The organism is Staphylococcus sp. B1(2026) (assembly GCF_058895785.1).
Genome location: NZ_JBZXTS010000016.1, coordinates 1 through 12287, shown reverse-complemented (window position 1 = coordinate 12287; position 12287 = coordinate 1). Strand labels below are relative to the sequence as shown.

General features: G+C 27.3%; 12 protein-coding genes. All 12 read left to right on the top strand.

Annotated elements, in window-relative coordinates:
- Positions 1–5: 5 nt before the first annotated feature.
- The 12 genes from AC5EAH_RS04110 to AC5EAH_RS04055 all read left to right on the top strand — a co-directional run bounded on the left by AC5EAH_RS04110 (position 6) and on the right by AC5EAH_RS04055 (position 12215).
- Positions 6–707, top strand: coding sequence for an IspD/TarI family cytidylyltransferase (locus AC5EAH_RS04110; RefSeq protein WP_493493491.1), 702 nt, complete (start codon positions 6–8; stop codon positions 705–707).
- Between the two features lie 3 nt (positions 708–710).
- Entirely contained in the window at positions 711–1733 is a 1023-nt protein-coding gene (locus AC5EAH_RS04105; protein ID WP_493493490.1) for an alcohol dehydrogenase catalytic domain-containing protein, read from the top strand.
- Between the two features lie 8 nt (positions 1734–1741).
- The gene (locus AC5EAH_RS04100; RefSeq protein WP_493493489.1) at positions 1742–2533 is read left to right on the top strand and encodes a LicD family protein; all 792 of its coding nucleotides are present in this window, start codon (positions 1742–1744) and stop codon (positions 2531–2533) included.
- Positions 2534–2543: 10 nt separating this feature from the next.
- Positions 2544–3281, top strand: a complete 738-nt coding sequence (locus tag AC5EAH_RS04095) for a WecB/TagA/CpsF family glycosyltransferase (RefSeq protein WP_493493488.1) — start codon at positions 2544–2546, stop codon at positions 3279–3281.
- Positions 3281–4333 (top strand): glycosyltransferase family 4 protein, encoded by a 1053-nt coding sequence (locus AC5EAH_RS04090; protein ID WP_493493487.1) that lies wholly within the window; start codon positions 3281–3283, stop codon positions 4331–4333. The genes AC5EAH_RS04095 and AC5EAH_RS04090 overlap by 1 nt, the downstream gene beginning before the upstream one ends.
- 19 nt (positions 4334–4352) lie before the next feature.
- Positions 4353–5309, top strand: coding sequence for a glycosyltransferase family 2 protein (locus AC5EAH_RS04085; RefSeq protein WP_493493486.1), 957 nt, complete (start codon positions 4353–4355; stop codon positions 5307–5309).
- A 9-nt stretch (positions 5310–5318) separates the two neighbouring features.
- Positions 5319–6425: a non-hydrolyzing UDP-N-acetylglucosamine 2-epimerase gene (wecB, locus tag AC5EAH_RS04080; protein WP_493493485.1), complete on the top strand. Its 1107-nt coding sequence runs from the start codon at positions 5319–5321 to the stop codon at positions 6423–6425.
- A gap of 254 nt (positions 6426–6679) precedes the next feature.
- Positions 6680–7627 carry a hypothetical protein gene (locus tag AC5EAH_RS04075; RefSeq protein WP_493493484.1) on the top strand — a complete coding sequence of 316 codons (948 nt, stop codon included), beginning with the start codon at positions 6680–6682 and terminating at the stop codon, positions 7625–7627.
- 17 nt (positions 7628–7644) lie between these two features.
- Positions 7645–8745: a UDP-galactopyranose mutase gene (gene glf, locus AC5EAH_RS04070; protein ID WP_493493483.1), complete on the top strand. Its 1101-nt coding sequence runs from the start codon at positions 7645–7647 to the stop codon at positions 8743–8745.
- Positions 8746–8749: 4 nt separating this feature from the next.
- Positions 8750–10204, top strand: a complete 1455-nt coding sequence (locus AC5EAH_RS04065) for a flippase (RefSeq protein WP_493493482.1) — start codon at positions 8750–8752, stop codon at positions 10202–10204.
- A 19-nt stretch (positions 10205–10223) separates the two neighbouring features.
- Positions 10224–11195, top strand: a complete 972-nt coding sequence (locus tag AC5EAH_RS04060; protein WP_493493481.1) for a glycosyltransferase family 2 protein — start codon at positions 10224–10226, stop codon at positions 11193–11195.
- A gap of 9 nt (positions 11196–11204) precedes the next feature.
- Positions 11205–12215, top strand: a complete 1011-nt coding sequence (locus tag AC5EAH_RS04055) for a glycosyltransferase family 2 protein (protein WP_493493480.1) — start codon at positions 11205–11207, stop codon at positions 12213–12215.
- Positions 12216–12287 lie beyond the last annotated feature (72 nt).

The following is a 12287-nucleotide window of genomic DNA, read 5'->3' as shown; positions in this document are numbered from 1 at the left end:
AGGAAATGATATTTGCAGGTATTTTAGCCGGTGGGACAGGCACACGTATGGGTTCTACAATTCCTAAACAATTTTTAGATTTAGGTGAGAAACCAGTTTTAATACATACTATTGAAAAATTTTTAGTGATTCATCAATTTGAAAAAATTGTTATTGCTATTCATCCTGAATGGATTGCACATTTTGAAGACTTGATAGAAAAATTTTTACCTGAACATAAAGATAAATTGTTAATTACAGAAGGTGGTGAAGATCGTAATGATACGATTTATAATGTAATTAAGTGTATTGAACAAAAGTATACATTAACAGATGAGGATAGCTTAGTGACTCATGATTCTGTTCGTCCATTTATATCAGTGAGAATTATCAAAGAAAATATTGATTTAATGCAACAATATGATGCAGTAGATACTGTTGTGCCTGCTACAGATACTATTGTTATGAGTCAAGATGGTCAAACAATAGCTGATATTCCAAGACGAGATTATATGTATCAAGGTCAAACGCCACAATCATTTAAAATGAATAAATTTATATCTTTATATCGTAGTTTAACAGATGAAGAAAAAAATATTTTAACAGATGCATGTAAAATATTTGTTACTAAAAAAGAAAATGTTGGTTTAGTTAATGGAGAGTTTTCTAATATAAAATTAACGACTGTTGTTGATTTGAAAATTGCTAAAGCAATGTTGGAGGAATAATTTATGATTAATCAGGTATATCAATTAATTAAACCACAAACGATTAATGTAAAATATGCACAGTTAAATTTAAAATATGATGATCATTTAATTGTTAGGCCTACATATTTGGCATTATGTCATGCAGATCAAAGGTATTATCAAGGGAAACGAGCAATACAAATTTTAGAAAAAAAATTACCTATGGCTTTGATTCATGAAGCGTGTGGGGAGATTGTATTTGATCCTACCGATACTTATCAAATAGGTCAAAAAGTAGTTATGATCCCTAATCAACCATTAAAACCTAGTGATGATAATTTTTATGAGAATTACATGGAAGGTGGTTATTTTAGATCTAGTGGACATGACGGTTTTTTAAGAGAATTGGTAGAATTACCTGTAGATAGAGTTGTACCTTTTGATAATATTCCAGAAAATATAGCAGCTATTAGTGAATTTATTAGTGTAGCTGTACATGCTGTTGAAAGATTTCAAAGTGTGGCACATAAGATAAAGCAACGTATTGTCATTTGGGGAGACGGTAGTCTGTCGTTTGTGACGGCACTTGTTTTAAAAAAATTATACCCAGATGCGTGTTTAATTGTTGTGGGTAAAAATCAATCGAAATTAAGTATGTTTTCATTTGTAGATGAGAAGTATATTTTAGATAAATTACCAGAAGATTTTAAATTTGACCATGCATTTGAATGTACTGGTGGAGAAGGTAGTTACTATGCATTAAATGATATTATTCGATATATTAATCCACAAGGAGCTGTGTTAATGATGGGTGTATCAGAAAATAAAATTGCAATTAACACACGTGATATTTTAGAAAAAGGATTAATATTTGTTGGGTCATCAAGATCAGGCAGACAAGATTTTATTCGAACAATTGATATTATTAGTGATGAAAAAGTACAAAGACACTTGAAAAAAATTATTACATTTGAAGGTGCAGTAAAATCAATTGAAGATATACATAAAATATTTTCAACTGATTTATATACACCATTTAAAACAGTTTTCAAATGGGAAATATAGGAGAAATTATGAGTACGCACAAAGTTCGTATAATACAACAGAAAGAGATAGATTTATTAAAAATTTTTGACGACATTTGTCGAGAACATCAGTTAGTTTATTATGCGCTAGGTGGAACTTTGTTAGGCGCAATTCGACATAAAGGTTTTATTCCATGGGATGATGATATGGACTTAGGTATGCCTAGACAAGATTATATAAAATTTATGTCAATTGCTAAAGATGTATTACCTCCGCATATAAAATTGGTTGTTCATGAAGATAATTTGAATAATACTTCTATTAGAGATATAGGTACGGTGGTGACGTTTGGAAAAACAGATTGTAATCCATTTATTGATATTTTTCCTTTAGATGGGTATCCAGAGCCAGGTATTAAAAGAACATTACATGATAAACACATTATGTTTTATCGTATGTTATCAAAAATATCAGTAGTTGATCAGTTATTAGCTCGTGATCGTGGATTTATTGAAAATACAATTGTCAATGTATCGAGAGCATTGCACTTAAATAAATTATTAAATACAAAAAAAATTAATAATAAGATTCAAAATGTGATTAAAAAGTATGATTTTAATACTAGTCCATATGCAGGTAATATTTTAGGAACATACCGAGATAAAGAAATCGTTAAACGAGATATTTTTGGAGAACCACAAAGACTTGAGTTTGATGGGTTTAAAATTTCTTCGCATCAACAACCTGAAGCCTATTTAACGAATGTATATGGTAATTTTATGGAAATTCCACCTGTTGAGAAACAACAAGGACATTTTGAATCTGCTTATGGGAAATAGGAGTAGTCGTATGGTAAGTAGAGTTAAAATTATGGATATTGAAATCGATAAATTAACAATGATACAAACAATATCAGAAGTAGAACGTTTTATTGTTGAAAATAAACCGCTCCATTTGATGGGAGTTAATGCAGATAAGTTAAATTTATGTCGATCAAATCATAAATTAAAAGACATTGTTCAACAATGTGACATTATTAATGCAGATGGTGCTTCTGTTGTGTTAGCTTCTAAATACTTAGGTAAACCTTTACCAGAGCGTGTAGCGGGTATTGATTTAATGCAACATTTACTTAAATTATGTGAAGAAAAAGGGTATAGTACATATTTTTTAGGTGCAAAAGAACAAGTACTACAAGATATGCTAGAAAAATTTCAACATAATTATCCTAATTTATTGATAGCCGGTAGTAGAAATGGTTATTTTTCAGATGATGAATTTTTAGGTATTATCGAAGATATTCGTCAATCTAAAGCACAAGTTGTTTTTATAGGTATTACTTCTCCTAAAAAAGAATATCTTGTGCAACAATTATTAGCTGCAGGTGTGAATAGTGTATTTATGGGTGTAGGTGGAAGTTTTGATGTTCTGTCTGGACATATTTCAAGAGCGCCTCTATGGATGCAAAATTATCACTTAGAGTGGTTATTTAGAGTAATGAATGAACCAAAAAGATTATTCAAACGTTATTTTGTAGGCAATATGACTTTTATTAAAGCAATTGTTTTAGAGAAAAGGAGTAAATAATGTCTAAAATTCTTCATTTATCTCGAACAATGGGTAATGGTGGTGCAGAAAAAGTTGTTTATCAATTAGCTACTGATTTGAAAAAACAATTTGAAGAAGTAATTGTTGCTTCTACAGGTGGTATTTGGGTAGATAAATTACTATCAAAAGGAGTTGTTCATTATGATATCTTAGATATGGAAAATAAATCTCCTAAAGTTATTATGAAGAATTTTACTCAGATTTATCAAATCATAAAGAAACATAATATTACTGTTGTACATACGCATCATAGAATGGCTGCTTTTTATGTGACCTTAATTCAAAAAATTATACCCTCATTAAAGCATATATATACAGCACATAATGTGTTTTATGATAAACGTTCGTTTTATAGATATTCGATAAAAAATGCAGTTACTGTTGGGGTAGGTCAAGGTGTAGTAAATAATTTATTATTTGATGTAGGTGTAAAGAATACAATTAAAATTTATAATAGTGTAATCGATAATGTAAGCGAAAATACTGTTGTTGAAATTTCTAAATTTAACGGTGTTAAAATAGGTTGCATTGCTAGACTAAGTGAGCAAAAAGGGATTATACATCTAATTAATGCAATGCAGTATGTAAAAAATAATAACTTTAAAGTTTATATTATAGGCGATGGTGAACTAAAGTCTTCTTTGCAACAGCGAGTTGATCAACTTAAGTTACAAGAAAAAGTAATATTTTTAGGTTATCGATCAGATGTTTCAGCTTGTATTAATAGTTTAGATTTCTTAATACTTCCTTCATTATTTGAAGGATTACCTTTATCATTAATTGAATTTTTTATGCATCGTAAAACTGTTATTGCAACGAATATTTCAGGTAATAATGAGCTTGTTAATGAGAATAATGGTATTTTAGTAGAAACTAAAAATAGTCAACAACTTGCTAAGGCTATAGATAAGCTAATTAATAATCCTGAATTAAGACAAACTTTAGAAATGCAAGCATATCAAGATTATGTGTCAAAATTTACGTACGATAAATTTTTAAATGAATATTCTAAATTATATCAGAAAGTTTAATGAATTGGGAGAATCAATTATGAAAGAAACAATGTTGACAATTATTGTACCCTGTTATAATTGTCAAAATACAATAAAATCATGTTATGAAAGTATAATAAATCAAAAAAATTTTTCAAAAAGTTATGAGATTATTTTTATTAATGATGGTTCGACAGACGATACATTATTATTATTAAATCAAATTGCTAGTAATGATAATAATGTTAAAATTATTACTCAAGAAAATCAAGGGGTGCCGGTAGCTAGAAATAGTGGATTGAATGAAGCTAAAGGTGAATATATTAGTTTTGTAGATGCAGACGATACTCTGAACTCTGAATATTACTCAAAAATGTTACCAATATTTGAAGAAGCTGATATTGATTTAGTTATCTGTGGTGTTAATTCTGCTATTCATCCTAAAATTAATGATGGTAAAGTATACTTGGAGAATACTTTTGAGGAAATTTTAAATAATATTAATGTACAAGGTTATGTTCCAAATAAAATTTATAAAACTAGTATTATTAAAAAATATAATATTAGTTTTAATTATAAATTCAAAGTTTTAGAAGATTTAGATTTTAATTTGAAATATATTAATTATATCTCTAAATCAGTTTTTTTAAGAGAAAATTTATATAATTATTTTATAGATAATCTAGGAACAATGCGTTCTGGAAATATTGATCATATAAAAAAAGGTATAGATGTCTTTCAAAGTTTAATTGATGACCAGAAATATAATAAAGAACAGCTACTTTCATTAAAAGTAGCTAAGTATCGATATATGATTTGGATTATAGGACAAATGTATGAAGTTAATTATGATAAAAAAGAAATAAAAATATTATTAGATGAACTGAAATCAGAAAAATTATTTTTTAAAAAATATAAAAATTTATTTACTAGAAAACGCTATTTATCATATAAAATGATGATGTTTTCTCCTAAATTATTCCAGTTTGTAGTTTATTTAAAGAATAGAAAATAGGTGATATTTATGAAAAAAGTGATGTTAGTTTTTGGAACACGCCCGGAAGCAATTAAAATGTGTCCTTTAGTAAATGAATTGAAAACTAGAAAAAATATTAATACAATCGTATGTGTAACAGGTCAGCATAGACAAATGTTAGATCAAGTATTGACGGCTTTTAATGTTGTACCAGATTATGATTTATCTGTAATGAGAGATCGTCAAACATTATTTGATATTACGACAAATATTTTAAATGATATTAAAGTCGTATTAGAAACTGAAAAACCTGATGTTGTTTTAGTACATGGTGATACAACAACAACTTTTGTAACAGCATTAGCTTGCTTTTATTTACAAATAAAAGTAGGTCATGTAGAAGCTGGTCTAAGAACGTATGATATTTATAGTCCATATCCTGAAGAATTTAATAGACAAGCCGTGAGTATTATGAGTGCTTATAATTTTGCGCCTACAGAAATATCAAAAAGTAATTTGTTAAAAGAAGGTAAATTAGAAAACACTATTTATGTAACAGGTAATACAGCTATTGATGCTTTAAAAACAACTGTACGTGAAGATTATACACATCCACACTTAGAGTGGTTAGGTGAAGATAAGTTAATTATGATTACAGCTCATCGTAGAGAAAATTTAGGTGAACCTATGGTGGCAATGTTTAAAGCTATTCGTCGAGTTTTAGATGAACATGAAGATGTCAAAGTGATTTATCCTATTCATATGAATCCACAAGTGAGAGAAATTGCTAATCAATATTTATCAGGCAATGATCGAATTAAAATTATAGAACCCTTAGATGTTTTGGATTTTCATAATTTTTTAAATAAAAGTTATATTATTTTAACAGATTCTGGGGGAATACAAGAGGAAGCACCATCATTAGGAAAACCAGTATTAGTTATGAGAGATACGACTGAACGTCCAGAAGGCGTTGAAGCAGGAACATTGAAATTAGTTGGTACTAATGAAGAGACGATATATCAAGAATTTACTAATTTATTGGAAAATCCCGAAGCTTACGTTGCAATGTCACAAGCAAGTAATCCATATGGTGATGGGTATGCTAGTCGTAGAATTGCTGATGTGTTAGAAAGGTCAAGTAGAGTGCAATGATAAATTCTGATATTAATATATACTCTCAAAAATATACGTCTCGTAGTAAATTTCAATTTAAAATATCTGATATATTATTTTTTTCAGCTTATTTTATTTATTTAATACGATCATTGATTAAAACTTCTACAATACAAGTTTATATTCCTTTAGGAGGTAATACTAATTTATTCATTATTTTGGTAGTAGGAAGTATTTTACTAGTTAAGATATTTGGATATACACAGTTTTCGAAAAAAGAAGTCTATATATGGGTGAGTATAATTTTATGTTTATTACCTAATTTTATAATTATAAGAAATTATGATTTAATTATAATTCTACTTTTTATAATTGGTTCTAAAAATATTGAGTTTTATAAAATAATAAAATGGTTTTTTATTATTGCATTATCGTCAACAATATTGTTTTTAATACTAAGTTTATTAGGTGTTATTGAAAATTATAATAAATATTCTTTAGAGAGAGGTAATAGATATGCTTTTGGGAATATTTATGCGACAGATTTCGCAGCAATGATTTTTTATTTACAAATGGCGTATGCATATATTTCTAAAAAGAAACAAACTTTTATACATGTGATTATTTGGACAAGTTTAAGTCTATTAGTTTACAAATATACAGATGCTAGATTAGATGCATATTTAATCATCTTATTCTCTTTTGCAATGTATGGGTACCATAAAGGTATAAAAACCTTTGAAAAGAAATTTGTAAAATTTTTACTAACAAAAATATATATTATATTTTGTATCATTGCTATTTACTTGCAATACATATTTACGATGTTAAATCCTATATTAAATGATATTAATAATTTATTTACTGGACGTTTATATTGGGGACATCAGGCGTTAATGAAATATGGTATTAATTTATACGGTCATAAAATAAAACTACAGGGTAGTGGTTGGGGTACTTCAACATGGGATATTTTATTAGGGTATAATTTTATAGATTCGGGCTATTTAAATATTTTAATTTTGAATGGAATGGTTATGTTGATTTTTATTTTAATATACCATACATTAGCGATAAAATATGCCTATAATATAAAAGATATGTTACTAGTTTTAATTTTAGTGTTTATAGGGGCAACTACAATGATAGATCATCATATTTTACAATTAGCATATAATCCATTTATCTTATGTGGTTATTATGTTGTGTTATCTAGAGGTAAAGATAGTAAACTAAAATAATATAAAGGAGATAAACAATGTACGATTATTTGATTGTTGGCGCAGGACTATCAGGCGCAATATTTGCTTATGAAGCAAACAAACGTGGAAAGAAAGTTAAAGTCATAGATAAGCGTTCTCATATTGGTGGGAATATTTATTGTGAAAATATAGAAGGGATTAATGTACATAAATATGGTGCACATATTTTTCATACATCTAATAAAGAAGTATGGGAGTATATTAACCAGTTTGCTGAATTTAATAATTATATTAATTCTCCAGTAGCTAATTATAAAGGTAAATTATATAATTTGCCATTTAATATGAATACTTTTTATACTTTATGGGGGACAAAAACACCTCAAGAAGTAAAAGAAAAAATAGCGTCACAGACACAACATTTACAAGATACAGCACCTCAAAATTTAGAAGAACAGGCAATTAAATTAATCGGAACAGATGTTTATCATACTTTAATTAAAGGTTATACAGAAAAACAATGGGGTCGTTTAGCTACTGAATTACCTCCTTTTATTATTAAACGTTTACCTGTACGATTTACTTTTGATAATAACTATTTTAATGATCGTTATCAAGGTATTCCAATAGGTGGATATAATGTCATTATTGAAAATATGTTAAAAGATGTTGAAGTTCAATTAGATGTTGATTTTTTTGAAAACCGTGATGAGTTGGTTAATTCAGCTAAAAAAATCGTGTTCACAGGTATGATTGATCAATATTTCGATTATAAGCATGGTGAGTTAGAGTATCGCAGTTTACGCTTTGAACATGAAGTTATAGATAGTGATAATTATCAAGGAAATGCAGTAATTAATTATACTGAAAAAGAAGTACCGTACACGCGTATTATAGAACATAAACATTTTGAATATGGTCAACAACCTAAGACGGTGATTACAAAAGAATATTCAACTGATTGGCAAAGAGGTGATGAGCCGTACTATCCAATTAATGATGATAAAAATAATGGTATCTACGAACGATATTTAGAAGAAGCGAAACAACATCCAGAAGTAATTTTTTGTGGAAGATTAGCTGACTATAAATATTATGATATGCATGTAGTTATTGAACGTGTATTACAAGTGGTAACTAAAGAATTAGGTGAATAAACTTATGTCTAAACATCAAGTACGATCTGTTAAATTTAATTTTATTATGAATTTTATTTTAACAGCATCTAATTTTATATTTCCTTTAATTACGTTTCCATATGTTTCAAGGGTACTACAGGTGGCAGCCAATGGAAAAATTGCTTTTGTAACATCTATTGCAAGTTATTTTTTAATGATAGCTTCTCTAGGTATACCTGTTTATGGTATAAGAGCTTGTGCAAAAGTAAGAGATGATAAACATCAGTTATCTAAAACAGTACAAGAAATATTGATGATTAATTTTATTGTTGCAAGTATTGTACTAATACTTTATTTAATATCTATTCTGGTTATTCCTATTTTACAAGAATATAAAACATTATTTTATATTAATATGATAGGCTTAGTATTAAATGTATTAGGTGTGAGTTGGTTGTTTCAAGCTTTAGAACAATATGCTTATATTACTGTTCGCTCTATTATATTTAAAATTATTTCCATTATTTTAATGTTCATTTTAGTACATAAACCAGAGGATTATATTATGTACGGTGCAATTATTGTATTAGCTGGTGGCGGGTCAAATATCTTAAATTTTATCAAAATGAGACAGTACGTTTCCTGGAAATGGTTTGGAGACTATAAATTAAAAAGGCATATTAAACCAATATTCATTCTGTTTTCTCAAAATTTGATTATATCAATATATACTAATTTAGATATGGTGTTATTAAGAATTATGCGTGATGAATATCAAGTAGGTATTTTTAATGCGGCGATTAGATTAAAAGCAATTTTAATTAGTTTAGTGACATCGCTAGGTAATGTGTTATTACCAAGAATGTCATACTATGTTAAATATAGGATGAATAAAGAATTTCGTTTAACTTTATTAAAGGCATTAAATTTCACTTTATTATTATCTTTAGCTATTACTTTATACTTTACTGTTATGTCTAAAGAAAGTATTTTATTTTTAGCAGGTAATTTATATTTAGATGCTGTTTTAGGGATGCAATTATTAACGATTGCGATTATTCCTATAGCTATTACTGGTATTTTAGGTATACAAGTACTGGTACCATTAGAAAAAGAAAAATTTGTTTTACATTCAGTAATGGCTGGTGCAGTGATTAATTTAGTAATTAATCTAATTTTAATTCCAAAATATGGAGCATCGGGTGCAGCTTTTTCTACATTAATTGCTGAAATTATTGTACTGTTAGTACAGATATATTATACAAGAACTATTTTAGCAACCATTTATCAAGAAATTAAATGGAAATCTTATTTAGTTGCTGGCATGGTAGCCATCATACCAGTTATATTAATTAAAATGGTAGTATTAAATACATTTATAACTTTAGTTATAACGAGTATATTATTTTTTGTAGTTTATGGTTTAATGTTAAAATTATTAAAAGATCCTTTTTTCTTGGATATAGAAAATCAAATTAAAACAAAATTGAAAATTTAGTGTTTGAAAGGGTAAAACTATGGAAAAAGTGAGTGTTATTGTGCCAGTATATAATGTAGAACAATATTTAGATGAAGCATTATATTCCTTAATAAACCAAACATATCAAAATATTGAAATTATTTTAGTGGATGATGGTTCAACAGATAAGTCTGGAGATATTTGTGATGATTATGCTGTGAAAGATCAACGTATCAAAGTATTTCATACAAGTAATAAAGGACAGTCGGCTGCTAGAAATTTAGGGGTAGTAAAAGCATCTAGTGAATGGATTGTTTTTATGGATGCAGATGATTATTATCAATTATATGCAATAGAATATTTAATGGCTATTCAAAGGCAGTATCAAGTTCAATTAGTTTCTACGATGATTGTACCAACCAATCAACGTGGAGAGTATACAGATCATGTTAAACTTGATATAGGTAATGTAAAAATATTTGATAAATTATCAGCACTAACTAATATGTTTTATGGTGATAATTTTGGTACTTCACCTTGTGGTAAATTATACTCAAGAGAAGTGCTACTACAATATCCTTATGTAGAAAATATGATTTATGAGGATGTAGATATGGCGTATGAACATATTTTCCATAGTAATATAATTTGTGCGGCACCGTTGACTATATATAAATATTATCGTCGTGAAGGTAGTACAGTTAATAGTGAATATAATGATAAAATGTTAGATTTTTTCACAGCTATGAAGCATAATTTTAAATATATTCAGAGAGATTTTCCAAATAATGAGGAAATTAATACGGCAGCAAAAATAAGATATGTATTAAATGGTCTTCATATTGCAAATGCTATGTTAAAATCTAAAATGTATGAGGAAGCTAATCAACTAAGAGAAAAATTTAAATCATATCTTCCGTTAGTATTAAAAAATAGACGTATAAATAATAAAAATAAAATTAAATTTTTATTATTTATACTACATCCACGTATGTATGAAAAGATAAGATTAAAATATATTGATAAATAAGGAGAATTTATGACACAAATAGTATTGAGTATTATTGTACCAACATATAATATTGAGCAATATCTTGAGCGATGTGTTACATCATTTACAGAAGTTGATGATAAATATGCATCAGTATTTGAATTATTAATTGTCAATGATGGTAGTACTGATGATTCGGTTAAGGTTGTTAACAATTTAATTAAGGAGTATCCAGACTTCAATATTCGTTTAATAGATAAACAGAATGGTGGACATGGTTCTACAATTAATCGTGGAATTGAAGAAGCAGTTGGGAAGTACTTTAAGGTAGTTGATGGAGATGATTGGGTTGATTCAACAGCTTTTGAAAAATATCTAGATAAACTATGCGAACTAGATGTGGATTTAGTATTAACTGATTTTACAGAGCAATATGTTATGGAAAATAGAAAAGTATATGTACCGGCTTTACCAAATCAAACTGAGAGTTTATTGAAACAATTGCCAGATCGTAAAATAGCTATGCATAGTATTACTTATAAAACATCGATTTTAAAAGATAATCATATTCGTTTAACAGAAAAAATATTTTATGTAGACATTCAATATGCTGTTTTCCCTACAATTTATATTAAGAGTATTTATTATTTACCACTTAATGTTTATCAATATTTTATTGGTAGAATAGATCAAAGTATGAGTTGGCAAAGTAGAATACGTAATGTTAAGCATCATCAAATTATGACAACTTCTATATTAGATTTTTATGACAAATATGTAACGCAGTATCCGCAATTAAAAGATATGTTAGATTATTTACTAGCTGATTTAGTTAATAGTCAATATCTAGTTACTGCTTTATCTCAAGATAAAGATCAAATTATTAAAGAATTTACACAAACGTTACAAAATTCATCTTATCAATATAAATTTGATAAAACTAAAAAAACTTCATATCTGATGTATTTTAATGAAAAAACAAAGCATGTGTTTAATTTTATATTAGCCTCAATTATTGATAAAAAAATAAATCAAATCAAAAATCAATATCAATTATAAATAATTTAGAATGAACTGTGATGTAACCTGTTTTTTGTTTCAACACTAAAAATACATAAAAAAATTCAAAAA

Excerpts from the sequence above, each read along its gene's own strand:
- AC5EAH_RS04110 (WP_493493491.1), top strand. The coding sequence starts at position 6 with ATGATATTTGCAGGTATTTTAGCCGGTGGGACAGGCACACGTATGGGT.
- AC5EAH_RS04105 (WP_493493490.1), top strand. The coding sequence starts at position 711 with ATGATTAATCAGGTATATCAATTAATTAAACCACAAACGATTAATGTA.
- AC5EAH_RS04100 (WP_493493489.1), top strand. The coding sequence starts at position 1,742 with ATGAGTACGCACAAAGTTCGTATAATACAACAGAAAGAGATAGATTTA.
- AC5EAH_RS04095 (WP_493493488.1), top strand. The coding sequence starts at position 2,544 with ATGGTAAGTAGAGTTAAAATTATGGATATTGAAATCGATAAATTAACA.
- AC5EAH_RS04090 (WP_493493487.1), top strand. The coding sequence starts at position 3,281 with ATGTCTAAAATTCTTCATTTATCTCGAACAATGGGTAATGGTGGTGCA.
- AC5EAH_RS04085 (WP_493493486.1), top strand. The coding sequence starts at position 4,353 with ATGAAAGAAACAATGTTGACAATTATTGTACCCTGTTATAATTGTCAA.
- wecB (WP_493493485.1), top strand. The coding sequence starts at position 5,319 with ATGAAAAAAGTGATGTTAGTTTTTGGAACACGCCCGGAAGCAATTAAA.
- glf (WP_493493483.1), top strand. The coding sequence starts at position 7,645 with ATGTACGATTATTTGATTGTTGGCGCAGGACTATCAGGCGCAATATTT.
- AC5EAH_RS04065 (WP_493493482.1), top strand. The coding sequence starts at position 8,750 with ATGTCTAAACATCAAGTACGATCTGTTAAATTTAATTTTATTATGAAT.
- AC5EAH_RS04060 (WP_493493481.1), top strand. The coding sequence starts at position 10,224 with ATGGAAAAAGTGAGTGTTATTGTGCCAGTATATAATGTAGAACAATAT.
- AC5EAH_RS04055 (WP_493493480.1), top strand. The coding sequence starts at position 11,205 with ATGACACAAATAGTATTGAGTATTATTGTACCAACATATAATATTGAG.